Genomic DNA, 17,164 nt, shown 5'->3' on the forward strand with positions numbered 1-17,164 from the left:
GCCGCGCCCCCGTACCGCGTCCACTCCGCACCGACCTTCGCGCTCACCATGACCGAGCCCGTGGCCGAAGACCACCCCACGACGCCCTTCTGGAACGACATCGCGCAGCCACCGGCCGTCGTCGAGCAGTTCTGTGCCGAGATCGGCCAGCCCCACTCGCCGGCTTCACCCTGGGCGGCGAGATAGTCGGTGAGCATCCCACCGGTCTTCATTCCGAAGGTGCCGGTGGACGAGGACCAGATCTTGCCCTTGGTGTACTCCTGCACCTGGCCACCGCCGTTCGCGGTGACGGACAGCACGGCGGTCTTCGGATACCCGTAGACGCTCTTGACGCCGCCGGCCGCCCGCCAGAAGGTCAGGAAGGACCCGCTGACCTCGACGAGCCGCGTCGCCGGAGAGTAGGCGATCACGCCGTTCTGGAACGTCTGCTCGAATCCGGCATCGGGTCCGGCGACAGCGGCCTTGGTCGGGTACCCGAACCGGCTCGATTCGGCTCCCAACGTCTCGTAGAGGGCCGCGAAAGCGGTAGGCACCAGCGCCGAGGCGGTCGCTGCCGAGTAGTAGACGGTGCCCTTCTGGAAGACCATCTTGCAGCCGCCGTCCGCCAGCTGGCATACCGCATTGCCGGTGGGCCACCCCCATGAGCCCTTCTCGCCGCCGGCGGCGAGGTAGTTCGCGCGGAAGGGCCCACTGCTCATCGGGTACGCATGCGAAGAGGACGCCGGCTTCCAGATCGTGCCCTTGGCGAACTGCTGCACGTAGCCGCCGCCGTTCGCCGACACGTACACGGCGTTGCCGGTGGGCTGGCCGTACCGGCCGGTCGCTCCGCCCTGGGCGTTCCAGGCCGTCAGGATCGCTCCGGAGACCGTGTACTTCGTGGCGCCGAACCAGTCGGTGAAGTAGTTGTAGAAGTTTCGGTTGCCGTAGGCGGAGCAGCTGTCACCCGTGCCGTAGCCGGCGCGGAGCGCCGCCGCGTTCGGCTGGTACGGCGTGTAGTAGTAGAGCGCCGCCGTGGCCGCGTTGGCGATGTAGACGGGCGAGGAGCCGCACGACTTGTTCGGGTTGTAGAGGATGTTCCAGGTCTTGCCGGGGGCATACCACTGGAACCATTTCCCCTCCATGTAGATCTGCATCTGACGCGCAGCGCCGTAGATCTGATGGAAGAATCCCACGAAGTTCGGGTCACACGGTGCCGTGTCCGGGCACCCCTGGCCGAGCGCGATGTTGTAGCGCCATGCGCTGGGCCACGTATGCGTCACGAGGCCCTGCTCCTTCTGGAGCATGACGATGAGGACCCGCGGGTTGATGTCGCAGGCCTTGGCGACGCGGTAGATGATGCGAGCTGCCGACTCGTTCTTCGCACCGGTGTATCCGTCGCAGTACGCATCGGCAGGGCGGGTGACCGACGTGATCTTGAAGTCCTTGAGGCAGACGTATCCGCTCTGGCACTTCGAGACCTTGCTGTTGAAGAAGCTCTGGATCTGCGCCTCGGTCATGGTGCTGCTGTCGGTGAAGACAGCGTCGCTGATGATGTTGCCGGGCGTGAACCCGACCAGCGACGATTTCACGATCCCGGCGGCCGCGGGGTCGCCGACGACCCTGCTCACGGAACCGCCGACGGCGGACGTCACAGCGGCGGAGGCGGCGGTGGCGGGGACCACCGTGCCGATCACCAGGGCGGAGGCAGCGAGGAAACAGGTGAGAAGGCGGGTGACCTTCGTGGTGTTTCGAGAGCGTGGGGCACGTCGAGACATGTGACCAGTGTGACGGAAGTTGCGGGATGATGCCACTGTTGCCACGGAAATGCGATCAGCTCTCGGCGTGTCGCGCCGATGCGAAGCTGGCGTTCAGGTGATCAGAGGTCCGCGTGCAGACTCCACACGCGCTCCGCCGAACTCGCCCAGGAGAACGCCCGCGACCGGTCGGCGGCGAGCACGCGCAGGCGCTCCCTCCCTGTCGTCGCCGCGTCCTCCACGGCCTCCGGCAGAGCACTCTCGCTGACCACCGCTCCCCCGTCGGCGAGGACGTCGTGATGACACCCGGACTCCACGGCGACCACGGGGACGCCGAGCGACATCGCCTCCACAGCGCGCCACGGCCACCCGGAGACGGCATCGGTCGACACGAAGACGCGGGCCCCGGCGACGACGGCGGCGCGATCCGAGACCTCGAGCGTCCCCCGGATGTGCGCGCGCCGCTCGGGCAGCCCGGCGGCGGCGGCGATCTCGGCGATTCGCGGTTCCGCCCCCTCAGCCGCTCCGATCACCACGGCGTCGAGGTTCGCCGCGGCGGCGCCGCGGAAACCGGCGGCCAGCGCGTCCTCCGGCCCGGAGAGGACGAGGTAGTCCGCGGGGACACCGAGGTCGGCCCGACGCGAGGCGACGTCCGCGGGACGCAGGAGGTCCTGAGGTGGCGCGCCGGCGATGACGCGGATGCGGTCACCGAGCTTCGCGAGACCGGACAGGCGCTCCGCCATGGAGTGGGACGGAACGACCACGGCATCTGCGTGTTTCACGGCACGTCGGAGCATGCCTCGTTGCCAGGCGACGGCGCCGCGCGACAGCTGAGACGGCGCCTCCCAGGCCCGCAGGTCCCACAGCGTGACGGTGGTCTGATCGTTGTCGTGCACCCGGTCGTGGCGGACCAGTGGGGCGAGCAGCGTCGGCGCGTGGATGAGGCCGCCGCCGACGCCAGGGGCGATGCCGAGTTGCCAGGACGCGGCGAGCTCGCGCCGTCCGACCGCGAGCGTGCGCACTTCTCCGATCCCACGGAGCGGCACCTCTGCCCCCGAAGGCACGATCGCATCGACCGTGCAGTTCGGCGGCGCCGTCTGGACGAGCCCGGCGGCGAGATCTCGCGATGCCGCCGCCTGATCGGGGTCGACGACGTGCACGAGCTGATCCAGAACAACACGCAGTCGAGCACCCATGCGATCAGGCTAACCGCGGGATGCCGACGACCCCGGGAGCGCATCACCTGTCCGCACCGCTACTCAGCGTTCCCACAGCATCGGGAGAGCGCCCGGCAGCTTCGCCGTGCTTGAATGCCAGGGTGAGCGATGGTCGCCTTCCCGTCCGCCGCCGATGGGTCGGGTGGACCGTCGGCCTCGTCCTCGTGCTCCTCGTCCTCGCACTGGGCTGGGTCACGGTGCGCGGCATCGGCGCGGTCGACAACCTGCAGCAGATCGCGAAGGCGACCAGTCAGCTGAAGCAGTCCATCGCCGACGGAGATCTCGACGGGGCAGCCCCGATCGCCGACCGCATCTCCCGCAACGCGGAGTCGGCCCGGTCGCTGACCGGGGACCCGATCTGGCACGCGTTCGGGGTGCTGCCCTGGATCGGGCCCAACTTCCGCGCGGTGAGCGATGTCGCCGAGATCGCCGACGACGTCTCCACGGACGCGCTCGGTCCGCTGCTCGACGTCGCCGCCGACGTCGACATCACGAGCCTCGGCTTCTCGGGCGGGGCGATCGACCTCGCCCCCTTCGCGACCGTCGAGAAGCCACTCGGCACCGCGAGCTCGGCCTTGGCTGCCGCGGAGGAGCGGGCGCGGCGCATCGATGCCGACGCCACCCTCCCCCCTCTGGCCGACGCCGTCCGGGAGATGCGCGGGGCCGTCACCCAGGCTGCGACGGCCGTCGGCGCGCTGCACGGCGCCTCCGTCCTGCTGCCGACCATGCTCGGGGGTGAGGGCCCGCGCACCTACGTGCTCGCGATGCAGAACAACGCCGAGCTGCGGTCATCGGGCGGCATCATCGGATCGATCGCGCTCCTGCGCGCGGAGAACGGCAAGGTCACGCTGCAGCGGCAGGCGTCGACGCGCGACTTCCCCCCGCTGGACACGGCGCTCCCGCTCAGCGACAGCACCGTCGCGCTCTTCGAGGACCGCCCCGGCCGCTATCTGCAGAACATCACCAGCATCCCCGATTTCCGGGAGGCCGGGCAGACCATCGCCGCCCGGTGGGAAGGGCGGTACGGGGGAAAGGTCGACGGGGTGATCGCGGTGGACGCCGTGGTGGCCGCGCACCTCATGCGGGCCACCGGAGACCTGTCCTTCGGGCCGTTCACGGCGACCGCGGAGACCGTGACCGACCTGCTCCTCTCCGAGATCTACGCAGCGATCCCCGATCCCGCGGCTCAGGACGCGATCTTCGCTCAGGCCGCCGGCGGACTGTTCTCGGCTGCTCTGTCCCATGCCGAGCCGCAGGCCCTCGTCCGCGCGCTCGCCGACGCCGCCGGCGAAGGCCGCATCCGGATCTGGAGCGCGCGTGAGGCGGAGGAGTCGCTCCTCGCCGCCAGCGCGCTCGGCGGCGCCATGCCGCAGGATGACGAGGACGCCGCGGTGGTCGGCGTCCTGATGAACGACGGCACCGGCGGGAAGATGGACTATTACACCCGCGCGTCCATCGCGACGGCGGTGGGCACCTGCGCAGGGGTGCCGACGACCCAGGTGCGCGTCACGTGGTCGAACACGGCCCCCGCCGACGCCGCCACCTCCCTGCCCCCGTACGTCACCGGCGACGGCGTGTACGGCGTGCCGGCCGGCAGCGTGCGCACTCTGATCGCCGTCTACGGTCCGGAAGGCGCCCTGCCGTCGCACATCGACCGGGACGGCTCGGAAGAGGGCGTGCAGACGACGACCATCGGCGATCGCTCCGTCGTGCAGCACGAGGTGCTCCTCGCCCCCGGCGCCTCCACGACGATCACCGTGGAGTTCCAGGGCGACGGCGCCGGAGCACGTCTCACCGAGGTGGAGCACACCCCGCTGATCGTGGGTCCGAAGCTGACCCGCGACACCCTGCAGTGCGGCTCGTGACAATCGCCGACGGATGAGGTACTGTCATCTCACTGGGGAATAACCGGGGTCCGTGAACCTGCCGTGGGGGCAGAGGATCTCGCGCAGTCGGACGCAGGGGTGTGTCCGGAGGCGATTCCGCGTGAAATTCTGGGGAGAAATCATGCTGAAGAAACTGGCTGCCATCAGCCTTACCGCTGGCGCGCTCATCTTGGCCGCGCCGACCGTCGCCTCTGCGGCACCGAGCGACTCCTACCCCTCGCCTCCGGGCGCGAAGGTGGGCGACGCGATCATCGACACCTGTGAGGTCTCGACCGTCGCCTTCGGCGCCGGGTACTTCGAGCCCTCGGAGACCGTCGGAGTGTCCGTCTCGGGACAGAACGCCGGCGCCGCCGCCATCTCGGGCAACACCGCCGCGTCCGACGGCAGCCTGAGGGTCACGTTCCGCCCGCCCTCCGACGGGCAGGGGGCCTACGCCCTCGACTTCGCCGGTTCTCGGACATACACCGCCACGGTGACGGTCTCGCACGGGAACGCCGCCGCTTCCAGCTGCGACCACGACCCCGGCACCGCTGCTCCCGCCGGGACCGAGCTGCCGCTCACAGGCGGCACGGAGCTCGCCCTCACCGGCGGATCGGTGTCGCCGTGGATCGTCGGCGGCGCCGCAGTCGCTCTGGTCGCCGGTGGTGGCCTCGTCGCCGTCGGAGCCGCGCGCCGCAAGCGCGCCTGAGTCGCGCGCGGCACGCGCGCCTGAGCCAGGTCGCCGCCTTGTGCGGTGGCCGGCTGGACGACGGTGATCCCTCCCCCTCCGATCACCGTCGTCTGGCGAATCCGGTCATGCACCGGACGGCCCACGGGCGATGTTCCCGGGAACATCGCCCGTGGGCTGCGTCGTCCCCCGCGGACTCACGGGGCGGGGGTAGGGGTGTCCGTCGGCGGATGCAGTTTCTGCTGCATGAGCTCGTGGATGAAGTCGTAGTTCGGGTCGAACTCGTCGACACCGTTCTCCGGCGTCAGTTCGACCGTCTGGACCGGCTGCTCCTTGGCCTTGAGCATGAGATCGAAGAACTCCGGCAGCTTGCCCTGCGGAAGATCCGTGTCGATGAGCGCCGTGCCCGCGGCAGCCACCTCGTTGAAACGCGTGAGCACGGTCTGCGGCGTGAACTGGGCGAGGATCGCCTCCTGCAGCTCGCGCTGCCGCTTCATGCGGTCCCAGTCGCTGGTCGTGTACCGCGAGCGGGCGTACCACTGCGCGGTGTCGCCATCCATGTGCTGCTGCCCGGGCTCGATCCACCCGATCGCCCACTCGTTCACGTCGGTCCCGGACCACCCCTCGGGCGGACCGCCCTTGGGGAGGCGCTCGGTGACGGTGATGTCCACGCCGCCGAGGGCGTCCACGAGGTCGGCGAAGCCGTGCATGTCGACGAACACGTAGTACGGGATCTCGATGCCGAGCACGCCCTCCGCGGCGTCCTTGGTCGCCTCGATGCCCGGTGCCGAGCCCGTGGCGTCCGCGTCCGGATAGAGCCCGGTCCCCTTGTCCTCCCGGCACACCTCCGCGGCGTTGCGCACATGGTTCATCCAGCCGTTCCAGCCGCAGGTGGACGAGCCCTGTCCCTGGAAGCCGTCGGGATACAGCTCCTGCATCGGGCTGCCGTCGCTGAACGGCGCATGCGGGAGCTCACGGGGGATGCCGGTGATGGTGACCGCGCCGGTCTCGGCATTGACGGAGACGACGGAGATGCTGTCGAACCGCATCGAGTCGCGACCGTCTCCACTGTCCGCGCCGAGCAGCAGGATGTTGTAGTAGCCGTCGCTGGGCGGCAGGCTCGGCCCGCTCTGCCCGAAGATGGCCCCGACGCTGCCCCGCACCGAGCCCACCGCCGTGGCCGCGTACCCGGTCATGCCGCCGACCAGCCCCAACAGGAGGAGGGCGACGACCGGGAGGACGAAGCGCGACGGCGCGGGGACCTTGACCAGACGGACGAGCCGGAGCGTGTCGAAGGTGAGGACGATCCAGAGCACCACGACACCCACGAGCAGCACCTGCACGAGGGTGAGCAGTACCGCCGAGACGAAGCCGCCGCCGATCGTGAGCCAGAGGAAGACGGGGCGCGCGAACAGGGCGAGGGCGAGGGCGAGGACGGCCAGGACCCACGTCGTCAGCGTGACGCCGAGTCCGAACCTGCCCAGGCGGCGATTGCCCGCGAGCACCTGCGCGGAGCCCGGGATGAGGAGGTTGAGCCCGACGAGCCACCAGGCGCGCTTCGACATGAGGCCCGGATCGGCCGGGTCCGGGTGTCGCAGCGGCCGCGTCTCGATGAGCGGACGTCGTGTCGCGCGCGGGGGCGCAAGGGTCACAGCGAGCCCTTCAGCCGATCGTTCTTCTCCTCGACCTGCGCCTCGAGGTCGGCGGCGTAGGCTTCGACGCGGTCCGCCAGATCGTCGTCCGCGGCAGCGAGGATCCGGGCCGCGAGCAGGCCGGCGTTGCGCGCGCCGCCGATCGACACCGTCGCGACCGGGATACCCGCGGGCATCTGCACGATCGACAGCAGGGAGTCCATGCCGTCCAGGTACGCGAGCGGCACGGGGACGCCGATGACCGGGAGCGCCGTCATCGACGCGAGCATGCCGGGCAGGTGGGCGGCACCGCCGGCGCCCGCGATGATGACGCGCAGGCCACGAGACCGCGCCTCACGCGCGTACGACATGAGCTTGTCCGGCGTACGGTGGGCCGAGACCACCTCGACCTCGTGAGGGACCCCGAAGTCGGTGAGCGCTTGGGACGCGTCGCTCATGACGCGCCAGTCGGAGTCGGATCCCATGACGACGCCGACCAGAGGAGCGGCGGAGGAGTGCAGTGGCTCGGTCACCAGATCAGGCTACGGTCTCGCGCTGGGAGAACCCCCGAGCGGCACACGTCTTTTCCGTGTGCCGCCGCGGGAATCCTCAGGCGAAGGCCGCTGCGGCGGCCCTGGCCTCGTACACCGCGTCGTCGAGGTCGTCCCCGGCGACGTTCACGTGCCCCACCTTGCGGCCGGGCCGCGGCGCCTTGCCGTACGTGTGGATCTTGGCATCGGGGTGCGCGGTCATCGCCGCCTCGAAACGGTCTCCGAGAGTGCCGTCCGTCGGGCCGCCGAGGATGTTCACCATGACCGACCATGCCGCGCGGGGCTGGGTGTTCCCCAGGGGCAGATCCGCCACGGCACGCAGATGCTGCTCGAACTGTCCGGTGACGGCTCCGTCCTGGCTCCAATGTCCGCTGTTGTGCGGTCGCATGGCGAGCTCGTTCACGAGGATGCGCTCGTCGTCCGTCTCGAAGAGCTCGACCGCGAGCATCCCGGTCACGCCCAGGCCCTCCGCGATACGACGGCCGATGTCCTCAGCGACCTCGGCGAGACGCTCGGTCGCCGCGGGCGCCGGGGCGATCACCTCGGCGCAGACGCCGTCGCGCTGCACCGTCTCGACGACCGGATACGGGATCATCTCTCCCCCGGGTCGGCGTGCGACCTGCTGGGCGAGCTCACGGACGAAGGGGACGAGCTCCTCGACGAGCAGGGCGTCAGAGCCCTGCAGCGTATCGAGCCAGTCCTGCGCTTCGGCGCCCGAGCGCACCACCCGCACACCCTTGCCGTCGTACCCGCCCCGCGGCGTCTTGACCACCGCGGCACCGTCGTGCTCGTCGAGGAAGCGCTGCAGGTCGTCAGCGGAGCGGACCGGAGCCCACTCGGGCTGCGGCACGCCGAGCTCCGCCAGCCGGGAGCGCATGACGAGCTTGTCCTGGGCGAACTGGAGCGCATCCGGGCCGGGGTGCACGGCGACGCCCTCGGCGACGAGAGCGCAGAGCACGTCCTGCGGCACATGCTCGTGGTCGAACGTGATGACGTCGACGTCGGCGGCGAAGGCACGCACGGTCTCGAGGTCACGGTAGTCACCCACCGCTGTGGCGGCGAGGCCCGCGGCCATACCCTCCTCTTCGGCGAGCACCCGCAGATCGAGACCGAGCTCGACCGCCGGAGCGATCATCATCCGTGCCAGCTGTCCTCCGCCGATCACGCCCACGCGCAGCGCCATGTGCCGCCTCCATTCGTCATGCCCATTCTTCCGCACGCGCGAGCGCCCGGGGAACGCAGGTGCACCCCGGACGGACCGGGCACGTCGGCCGCGCTCAGGCGAAGTCGTCGCCGCTCGCCTGGGCGTCGCGGTGGGCCAGGATCTGACCGACCTCGATCTGGTCGGCGAGGGTCTCGTGCACGAGGGTGACGTTCGGCACGTTCACCAGACGCAGAGGCGCGTCCACGCCGTTTGAGAGCGTGATGGTCCCGCAGCCCCACATCCGCTGCAGCGGGCCGCGACGGACGCCGATCGTGTAACCGCGTGCGTGCGACATCTCGCGGCGGTTGCGCGCGCCCAGGCCCTGGGCGGCGATGACGCGACGGGTCGTGATCGTCGTCGTCCGGGAGTACCAGACGATGAAGGGGATCACGACGGCGACGAGGACGACGGTCCCGGCAGCCGCGAGCAGCATCCAGTCCTCGAAGCCGGCCGGCAGGTTGCCGTAGAAGTAGGCGGTGGCCCCGAAGACGGCGATGAGCACGAGCGCCGACCAGAAGAGCCGACGCGCGTGGCCACGGAAGCGCGCGATCAGCAACTCCTCGGCGGGAGTGCCGGGCGGCGGCATCAGCGGGCGTCCGCCGAGCGTCACGGGCTGGGTCACACCCCCATTGTGCCCGGGATCGCCGACAACACCGTCCGTGCGGCGGCGTGTCCCCGCCTCACGCGGGGCGGACGTGCACGACGTCGCCGGCCGAGACCGCGTGCACGGTGCCCTCCGCCTCGACGCGCAGGCGTCCCTCGGCGTCGATGCCGACGGCCGTCCCGTCGAGCAGGGAGCCGCCGGGGAGCGAGACCCGCACGGCCTGTCCCACCGTCGCGCACCGTGCGGCGACCGCCGCATGGAGACCGCTCGCGATCGCGTCGTCCGCCGCGGTGAGCGCGGTCAGGTGACCGTCGAGCGCCGAGAGGTAGGAGTGGAGCAGCTCGTCCTCGTCGACGACCACGCCGTGCACCGCGAACGAGGTGGCCGTGGGCACCGGAAGCTGCGTCGCGGTCATGGACGTGTTGACCCCCGCGCCGACGATGACAGCGTGCGGGGTCGCCTCGGCGAGGATGCCGCAGATCTTGCGGCCGTCGACGAGGACGTCGTTCGGCCACTTGAGGGCGACGGTGGCGGCGGGCAGTTGCGCGGCGACGGCCTCGGTCATGGCCGCTCCGGCGGCGAGCGGGATCCAGCCTCGCGCCGCGGGTTCGGCGGGCAGATCGCGGAGGAGGACGCTCACCGCGAGCGCCGACCCCGCCGGGGCCACCCACCGGCGATCCAGTCGCCCCCGTCCGGCGGTCTGGTGCCGGGTCAGGAGGACCGAGAGGTGCGGCCAGCCGTCGGCGTCGTCCGCATGCCCACGGAGGTCGGCGTTGGTCGACCCCGCCGCGTCGACCACCTCGAGACGCGGTGCGAGCGCGGCGGAGCGCGGGAAGTCGCCGCTCATACGTCCTCGTCGTCGGCTTCGTCGTCGTCATCGTCCGCGTCACCGCGGACGGCGCCGATCTCGCGGTCGCGCCACCGCTCCCACTCCCCCATGAGATGGTCGACGGCCGCGTGGAACTTCTGCGTCGCGACACCGGGGGTGGTGTCGCCGAAGTAGTGGCGCACCCACATCTGCAGCCGCGCGACGGCCGCCTCGTCCTGCCGCACGCGCTCCACCTCGGCGACGATGTCGTCCGCCGCCTCCGCGGACAGCCACTCGCAGTCCGAGAGGTAGCCGGTGGTGTCGACGGCGGCCTCCTCGTCGACCGGTCGCGTGATCATGAGCGGCTTTCCCGCCGCGAGGCGGTCGTACACCATGGCCGAGATGTCCACGACGGCGACGTCGGCGGCGGCCAGCTGCCATCCGAGCTCTGGACCGTCGTCATACACATGCTGGGCGGTCGGATCGGCCGCGTTCGCGGCGGCGATGGCCGCGATGATGCGCCGGTGCGCCGCCCCGTAGGCCTCGTCGACGACACCGCTTCGCGGGTGCGGACGGTAGATGACACGGTGCTCCCCCGTCGCGAGGAGTCGCGCCACGAGGCGCTCGCCGTGCGAGGCGATGGAGCCGTAGTGCGCGCTGGGCCGGTCTCCCTCCCAGGTCGGCGCGTACAGCACGACGAGACGGTCGTCCGGTGTGTACGGGAGCGAGCCGGAGTAGTGGTCCGCCTGGGGGCGTCCGATCTCGATCGTCCGGCTCTCCACGTCGTAGTCCCACAGCGTCCGCGACAGCCGGTCCCTCGCCGCCTGACCGGCGACGAAGGCGTAATCGTAGGCCTTGTACTGATTCGTGGTCATGTACATCTTGTCGGACTCGCCGTGGTTGATGAACACGTGCCACCGGCGGCCGTACCGGAACATCTGGAAGTTGCGGGTGTTCTGGTTCACGTACAGCACCACGCGGATGTCCTGCGTGGCCAGGAAGCGCTCGAGATCGCGCACCTTCGGCACGAAGGCGACGGGCGGGCCGTCCTCCTCGAGGAGCTTCTCCGCGCCGGTCGCCTGGCGTGCCAGCACCACGACGGGCCACCGCTCGGCGAGCGCGGCCAGCGGGCGGTACCACTGCCGCATCTGGTACATGTTCACGGCGCCGTCCGCGAAGTACACCGCGACCTGGAAGTGCTCGGCCGGGTACGGCACCTGATCCGCCAGCCGGCGGCGGACGCGCTGCACCGCCGAGCGCGAAGCGAGCGCCCGCTGCAGGAGACGGTAGGCCTTCTTCGCGTCAGACAGTGCACCCATCCCTCCAGGATAGTTCGTCCTGTCCCGGCATCCGCGGCGGCGGACAGGCGGACGCCGCCTGAGAGAGAGCGGCAGGAGCGGCGTGACATGATCGACGTGTGCCAGCCAACGGATCCCCCACCCCCGTCACCGGGGTGTCCTTCGTGATGCCGGTGCTCAACGAACGCGCCTACCTGGAGCACGCCGTCGCATCGGTGCTCGCCCAGGAGGTCGGCGTCCCCGCCGAGCTCATCCTCGCGCTGGGACCGTCATCGGACGGCACCACCGCCCTCGCCCGCCGACTGGCCGCGGCCGACGACCGGATCCGTCTCGTCGACAACCCGGCCGCGCACATCCCGGTCGGCCTCAACGCCGCGATCCGGGCCAGCCGCTACCCCACGGTCATCCGGGTCGATGCCCACTCCGAGCTCGCTCCCGGCTACGCGGCCAGGGCCCTGCAGACCCTGCAGCGCACGGGGGCCGCCAACGTCGGCGGCGTCATGCACGCCGAGGGCCGGACGCCCTTCCAGAAGGCCGTCGCCCGGCTGTACAACTCCCCCGTCGGCCTCGGCGGCGGGGCGTATCACGGCGGCCGCGTCGAAGGAGAGGCGGAGTCCGCCTACCTCGGCGTGATCCGTCGGGACGTCCTCGACGAGGTCGGTCTGTTCGACGAGACGATCCGCCGCGGCGAGGACTGGGAGCTGAACCTGCGCATCCGCCAGGCCGGGCACCGCGTGTGGTTCGACCCCGAGCTGTCGGTGACCTACTGGCCCCGCGAGAGCTGGCCGCGCCTGGCCAGGCAGTTCCGCGCGACCGGCGCCTGGCGAGGGGAGCTGGTGCGGCGCTTCGGTCGTCGCAACGGTCTTCGCTACTTCGCGCCGCCGGTCCTGCTGCTGTTCGTCGCACTCGCCGTGGTCCTCGGGGCCTTGCAGCTGTCCGGTGCGGTGTCGGGAACCGCCTCCCTCATCGCCTCGTGCCTGGTCTACGTCCCGCTCGCGCTCTACGTGCTGCTCGTGGTCGGCGTGGCCCTCGCTCCCGGCGGGGGCGGCGTGCGGCAACGCCTGTGGACGCTCCTCGTGCTGCCCACGATGCACCTCTCGTGGGGTCTCGGCTTCCTCGGCGGCGTGCTGCGCGGAGCCGGCGACACGGTGGACGCGTCCCGGCTCGGCACGCGGAACACCCCCCTGCCCTGACGTCCGACGACTACGGCGTGACGAATCCGAGGTCGAGGATCCGGTCGACCACCCGCTGCGCGGCCCGACCGTCGTCGAGGGTGTTGAACTGCCGCTGCCAGGCGGCATAGCGCTCGGCGTACCTCTCCCGGTGCCCCGCATCCTCCAGCGCGGCCACGAGTTCGTCCTGCGTACCGAGCAAGGGCCCCGGCGCCCGCTCCGCCAGATCGAAGTAGAAGCCGCGGAGCTGACCGCGGTAGTGGTCGAGGTCGGGCACGAGGAAGTACATCGGCTTGCCGGTCACCGAGTAGTCGAACATGACGGAGGAGTAGTCCGTGACGAGGGCGTCGGCGGCGAGCAGGAGCTGCGACGTCTCGGGGTAGCCCGTCACATCGATCACCCGGGCGCCGGCGCGATCCCTGCCCTCGCCCAGCGTGCGCGAGTGGCCGCGCACCAGCACGACGGCGTTCGTCTGCCGCGCGAGGAGTTCGGGATCGACGAAGTCGACCATCTCCGCCCGGTCGTCGCGCCAGGTCGGGGCGTAGAGGAGGACGCGCTCGTCGGCCCCGATGCCGAGCGCCGCGCGAACGGCGACCGGGTCCCCGGTACGCAGCGCATCGTTGCGCGGATAGCCGTCGACCCAGATCGGCCGCCCGAAGAACGCATAAGCCTTGCGCAGGATCCGCGCGGCGTACGTGTTCTGCGCGAGCAGCACGTCCCACCGCCGGGACTCCTTGACCACCGCCGCCATCCGCCGGGGATCGAACCCGGGGCGGTGCAGCGCCAGGCGCTTGAGGGGCGTGCCGTGCCAGGTCTGCACCACCTTCTGCCCGGGCTTCCGCGCGAAGCGCCGTCGCAGCCAGTCGTTCACGACGAGCAGGCGCGCGGCCCCGCGGGCGTGCCACCATTCCGGGCTGCCCTCGATCACGGCGATCGCTCCGTCCGGCACCTCGACCGACAGGTCGGCGACGCTCCAATACCGGCGCACTCCCGGCGCGCGCCGTGCGAGCTCCCGATCGATGGCGCGCGGGTTGCAGCCGACGCTCCGGCCGTAGAAGCTCTCGAAGAACACGGCGTTCTCGGTGCCGCCTGCCTGCGCCACGTAGCGCTCCTCGAGCGTGGAACGCCCCTCGGCGGTGTCGTACACGGGGTCCACGGGCGCCGCGATGTGGACGACGGCACCGTCGACGGCGATCCGCACCCCCGGGAGGAGCACCGGCGCGAGACGCAGCTCGGCCAGATCGACGCCGTCGATCCGCAGGTCGTACTCCCCGGACGGCAGAGGCAGCTCCGGACCGCCCCATCGCGACGCGCGGAGCGCGAACGTCGCCTTCCAGGTCTTCCCCCCACCGGTGAGGCGGGCCTTCACCCGCGCCCGCGGTCCGGTGAGCTCGGCGCTCTCCGGACGCTGCCCGGTCCCTGCGATGACCAGCGCCTGTGCCGTGTCATCGATGCGGGCCGTCGTCATGCTGCTCCCTTCGGCGCGGGGACCCCCCGCGCACGGATCGCCCGGTATACCCGACGAGTGTTCTGACCGTCACGGAACGCGTGCATCTCCGCGCTGAGCGTAGCGGAACGCTCGGCGGCCTCGTCGAACGCGGCCGCATCGCCGAGCAGCGACGCCAGCCGGACGAGGGCGTCTTCCCACCCCGTGGCGACGCCGGACGCGGCGACCTCCTCGAAGCGGCCGTAGAAGCCGCGGGTGCGGGCGTACTCGGCGACATCCGGTGCGAGGAAGACGACCGGCAGGGCGAGGAGCCCCACGTCGTACGCGAGCGACGAGTAGTCCGTGATGAGGATGTCGACGGCGGGCAGCACCGGCGTCACATCGCTGACGACCGTGCTGGGCAGCGCCCGCACCCGCGTCGTCGGCACCGGCGGCGCGTAGCTGCCGTCGCCGAGGGGGTGGGAGCGCACGAGGAGGACGGCGTCGTGGAATTCGAGCACCCGGATGATCCGCACCCATTCCTCAGCCGTCGGGACGGACGGGTCGGGAGCGCCGTCGCGCCAGGTCGGCGCGTAGAGGACGATCCGGTCGGTGTCGCCGATCGCGCCCACGGCCTCGGCGAGCAGCCCCCGTGCATGGGCGCGGCGTTCCTCGGGCGAACCGCTCGAGAGCACGTCGACGCGCGGCTCCCCGGTCACCACCACGCGATCATCGCCCAGCCCGAACGCGGACTCGAGGCGTGCTCTGGCGCGGTGCGAGGCGGCAGGGAGGACCCGGATGCGCTGCGCGGCACCCCGGTACATCCAACCGACGAGCCGACGCAGGACCGGCGCACCGGGCACGGCCGGCACCTGGGTCGTGGCGGGAGAGTCGAGGCCGATGCGTTTGAGCGGGATGCCGTGCCAGAGCTGCACCACGAACGCGCCGCCGTTGCCGTAGCGGTTCACGTCGCCGAGGCCGTGGGTCACGATCAGCACCCCGGCGCGCGCGGTCGCCCACCAGCCGCGCAGACCGCCCCGTGGCACGCTCCGCAGACCGAGGGCCGCGGCGTCCGCCGCTTCGCGCGGGGACCCGGCCAGCCACAGGGTGTCATGGCCCGCCTCCGCTGCGTACCGCTGCAGGGCGAGGGCGCCGTCCCCGACGCCGGCGCCGCACCCGAAGACCCAGCGCGGACCGCGCGGCACGAGAAGGGTGCCGAGACGGCCGAGGGCGTACAGCGGGATCCGGAGCAGCTTGGCCGCGTTGCCGGTGCCGAAAGAGAAGGACGCCACCCGGCGAGCCTATCGCGCAGGTGGCGTCCTTCTCTGACGTGGGGATCAGCCGGCGAGCGTGCCGAGCGTCACCTCGATGTCGCTCTCCTTGCCGTCGCGGACGTAGGTCACGTCGGCCTTGCTGTCGGCGGCCGCTGCGCGCACCTGCGCCGTGAGGTCGGTCGCGCTCGTGATCGGGACGCCGTTGAAACGCGTCACGACGTCACCGGCCTGGAGACCGGCGGCCTCGGCGGCGCCCCCGTCGGTGACCTCGGCGATGTAGGCGCCGGCCACCGTCGCGCCCTCGACGCCGGAGGCATCGCGGACCGAGGCACCCAGGAGGCCGTGCGTGGCCGCGCCATCGGCGATGATCTCATCGGCGACGCGCTGGGCGATGTTGGACGGGATGGCGAAGCCGATGCCGATCGAACCCGACTCCTCCGAGTTGCCCGAGCTCGCGATCGCGACGTTGATGCCGATCAGCTCGCCCTTGCTGTTGACGAGGGCACCGCCGGAATTGCCGTGGTTGATCGCCGCGTCGGTCTGGATCACGGCGATCGAGATCGACTCGGTGGCCTGCTGCCCGCTGTTGCCGGGCAGATCGAACTGGAAGGGCCCCTCGCCCTGGCCGTCCTCCGGTGCCTGCTCCTGCGGGGCGTCCTCGGAAGAGGAGTCGGGCAGCGCGGAGGAGGCGATCTGGATGCTGCGGTTCAGCGCGCTCACGATGCCGGTGGTGACCGAGTTGGCCAGGCCCAGCGGGGCGCCGAGCGCCACGGCGGTATCGCCGACGTTGAGCTTCGACGAGTCGGCGAACTCGATCGGAGTCAGGCCCTCGGCGTCCGTGAGCTTGATCACCGCGAGGTCGTAGATCGGGTCGGTGCCGACCACGGTCGCCTCGTAGATGCGGCCGTCGGAGGTCGTGACGCGGATCGTCGGATCAGCCGCCGCGCCGCCGAGGGTCACGACGTGGGTGTTGGTGAGGACGTAGCCGTCCTTGCTGATGATGACGCCCGAGCCGCTGCCGGCCTCCTGCGACCCGGCCACCTCGATGGTGACGACGGAGGGAAGCGCCTCGGTCGCGACCGCGGTGGTCTCGTTGACCGAGCCGGGGTTGTTGACCGTGACGGTCTGCGGTCCCTGCGCCGTGCCGGAGGACGGGGAGTCCTGCAGCCCGGTGAGCAACGCGCCTCCGCCGAAGCCGGCGACGCCGCCGACGAGGGCGGCTGCGACGATGAACGCCGCGACGCGGGTGCCGCCGCGCGACTTCTCCTTCGTCGCGGTCGGGGTGCCCTCGGCCGGCGGCACCGTGCCGTCGAGCGGCCGGGTGTCGTGCGCCGGGACGCCGAATGCGGCGCCGGGGACGCCCGCCGCGGCGGGACCGGGCGCGGCCAGCCCGTGCGGCACGGGTGCCACGGTCGGGGCACCGGCGGCGTGCGACGCGAACGTCGGCGGCATGTGGTGGCCCTGCGGGGCGACCGGGGCGGAAGCGGCCGGGGTGCCCGTGAGGGTGCCGTCGGCGGCCGGAGACGGCGCGCTCGGCGCGGCCTCGGGGGTCTGAGGGGTCTGGGGGGTGTGTCCGGCCGACACGGCGTCGTCCGACGCCGGTGCCGGGCGGTCCTGCGGGTTGTCCTGGTTCATGGTGTGCTCCTTCAACGCTCCTCCAGGATGCCCCGCATCCCTGTGCGTTCCTTATGCC

General features: G+C 71.4%; 14 protein-coding genes. 3 read left to right on the top strand and 11 right to left on the bottom strand.

Annotated elements, in window-relative coordinates; genetic code table 11:
* A partial coding sequence (locus AB0N68_RS13715) for an LGFP repeat-containing protein (RefSeq protein ID WP_522727275.1) occupies nt 1-1,754 on the bottom strand: 1,754 nt, incomplete at its 3' end.
* Between the two features lie 101 nt (nt 1,755-1,855).
* Nucleotides 1,856-2,929, bottom strand: coding sequence for a glycosyltransferase (locus AB0N68_RS13720; protein ID WP_280569626.1), 1,074 nt, complete (start codon nt 2,927-2,929; stop codon nt 1,856-1,858).
* Between the two features lie 122 nt (nt 2,930-3,051).
* Between AB0N68_RS13720 and AB0N68_RS13725 the strand changes: the two genes are divergently transcribed.
* Nucleotides 3,052-4,815, top strand: a complete 1,764-nt coding sequence (locus AB0N68_RS13725) for a DUF4012 domain-containing protein (RefSeq protein WP_363332933.1) — start codon at nt 3,052-3,054, stop codon at nt 4,813-4,815.
* Nucleotides 4,816-4,957: 142 nt separating this feature from the next.
* A complete protein-coding gene (locus AB0N68_RS13730; protein ID WP_280569631.1) occupies nt 4,958-5,524 on the top strand; it encodes an LAVTG motif-containing sortase-dependent surface protein in 567 nt (188 codons plus the stop codon).
* A gap of 176 nt (nt 5,525-5,700) precedes the next feature.
* Here AB0N68_RS13730 and AB0N68_RS13735 read toward each other — a convergent pair whose 3' ends face one another.
* The 6 genes from AB0N68_RS13735 to AB0N68_RS13760 form a co-directional block, all read right to left on the bottom strand.
* Entirely contained in the window at nt 5,701-7,155 is a 1,455-nt protein-coding gene (locus AB0N68_RS13735) for an LCP family protein (protein ID WP_280569634.1), read from the bottom strand.
* On the bottom strand, nt 7,152-7,619 hold the full coding sequence (gene purE, locus AB0N68_RS13740; protein ID WP_259953271.1) for a 5-(carboxyamino)imidazole ribonucleotide mutase: 468 nt from the start codon (nt 7,617-7,619) through the stop codon (nt 7,152-7,154). The genes AB0N68_RS13735 and purE overlap by 4 nt, the downstream gene beginning before the upstream one ends.
* 124 nt (nt 7,620-7,743) lie before the next feature.
* Complete coding sequence (locus AB0N68_RS13745) at nt 7,744-8,868, bottom strand: 5-(carboxyamino)imidazole ribonucleotide synthase (RefSeq protein WP_280569637.1); 1,125 nt, start codon at nt 8,866-8,868, stop codon at nt 7,744-7,746.
* A 94-nt stretch (nt 8,869-8,962) separates the two neighbouring features.
* Nucleotides 8,963-9,475, bottom strand: coding sequence for a PH domain-containing protein (locus AB0N68_RS13750; RefSeq protein WP_259953269.1), 513 nt, complete (start codon nt 9,473-9,475; stop codon nt 8,963-8,965).
* A gap of 94 nt (nt 9,476-9,569) precedes the next feature.
* Nucleotides 9,570-10,340, bottom strand: coding sequence for a biotin--[acetyl-CoA-carboxylase] ligase (locus AB0N68_RS13755; protein WP_280569640.1), 771 nt, complete (start codon nt 10,338-10,340; stop codon nt 9,570-9,572).
* Nucleotides 10,337-11,620: a CDP-glycerol glycerophosphotransferase family protein gene (locus tag AB0N68_RS13760; protein WP_280569643.1), complete on the bottom strand. Its 1,284-nt coding sequence runs from the start codon at nt 11,618-11,620 to the stop codon at nt 10,337-10,339. Before AB0N68_RS13760 ends, AB0N68_RS13755 begins: the two co-directional genes overlap by 4 nt.
* Before the next feature lie 146 nt (nt 11,621-11,766).
* On the opposite strand from AB0N68_RS13760, the gene AB0N68_RS13765 reads away from it, so the two are divergent.
* Nucleotides 11,767-12,792 (top strand): glycosyltransferase, encoded by a 1,026-nt coding sequence (locus AB0N68_RS13765; protein ID WP_280569657.1) that lies wholly within the window; start codon nt 11,767-11,769, stop codon nt 12,790-12,792.
* Nucleotides 12,793-12,802: 10 nt separating this feature from the next.
* Here the strand turns inward: AB0N68_RS13765 and AB0N68_RS13770 are convergent, their stop codons facing one another.
* The 3 genes from AB0N68_RS13770 to AB0N68_RS13780 are packed head-to-tail and all read right to left on the bottom strand — an operon-like array spanning nt 12,803 to nt 17,106.
* Nucleotides 12,803-14,239, bottom strand: a complete 1,437-nt coding sequence (locus AB0N68_RS13770) for a CDP-glycerol glycerophosphotransferase family protein (RefSeq protein WP_280569646.1) — start codon at nt 14,237-14,239, stop codon at nt 12,803-12,805.
* Nucleotides 14,236-15,489 carry a CDP-glycerol glycerophosphotransferase family protein gene (locus AB0N68_RS13775; RefSeq protein ID WP_280569649.1) on the bottom strand — a complete coding sequence of 418 codons (1,254 nt, stop codon included), beginning with the start codon at nt 15,487-15,489 and terminating at the stop codon, nt 14,236-14,238. The genes AB0N68_RS13770 and AB0N68_RS13775 overlap by 4 nt, the downstream gene beginning before the upstream one ends.
* A gap of 45 nt (nt 15,490-15,534) precedes the next feature.
* The gene (locus AB0N68_RS13780; protein WP_259953155.1) at nt 15,535-17,106 is read right to left on the bottom strand and encodes a S1C family serine protease; all 1,572 of its coding nucleotides are present in this window, start codon (nt 17,104-17,106) and stop codon (nt 15,535-15,537) included.
* Nucleotides 17,107-17,164: the final 58 nt, after the last annotated feature.

The sequence above is a fragment of the Microbacterium meiriae genome, assembly GCF_040685015.1.
GTDB classification, from domain to species: domain Bacteria; phylum Actinomycetota; class Actinomycetes; order Actinomycetales; family Microbacteriaceae; genus Microbacterium; species Microbacterium meiriae.

Coding starts and splice junctions, on each gene's coding strand:
- AB0N68_RS13755 (WP_280569640.1), bottom strand. CDS start 10,340: ATGAGCGGCGACTTCCCGCGCTCCGCCGCGCTCGCACCGCGTCTCGAG.
- AB0N68_RS13730 (WP_280569631.1), top strand. CDS start 4,958: ATGCTGAAGAAACTGGCTGCCATCAGCCTTACCGCTGGCGCGCTCATC.
- AB0N68_RS13765 (WP_280569657.1), top strand. CDS start 11,767: ATGCCGGTGCTCAACGAACGCGCCTACCTGGAGCACGCCGTCGCATCG.
- AB0N68_RS13770 (WP_280569646.1), bottom strand. CDS start 14,239: ATGACGACGGCCCGCATCGATGACACGGCACAGGCGCTGGTCATCGCA.
- AB0N68_RS13780 (WP_259953155.1), bottom strand. CDS start 17,106: ATGAACCAGGACAACCCGCAGGACCGCCCGGCACCGGCGTCGGACGAC.
- purE (WP_259953271.1), bottom strand. CDS start 7,619: ATGGGATCCGACTCCGACTGGCGCGTCATGAGCGACGCGTCCCAAGCG.
- AB0N68_RS13750 (WP_259953269.1), bottom strand. CDS start 9,475: ATGCCGCCGCCCGGCACTCCCGCCGAGGAGTTGCTGATCGCGCGCTTC.
- AB0N68_RS13745 (WP_280569637.1), bottom strand. CDS start 8,868: ATGGCGCTGCGCGTGGGCGTGATCGGCGGAGGACAGCTGGCACGGATG.
- AB0N68_RS13720 (WP_280569626.1), bottom strand. CDS start 2,929: ATGGGTGCTCGACTGCGTGTTGTTCTGGATCAGCTCGTGCACGTCGTC.
- AB0N68_RS13760 (WP_280569643.1), bottom strand. CDS start 11,620: ATGGGTGCACTGTCTGACGCGAAGAAGGCCTACCGTCTCCTGCAGCGG.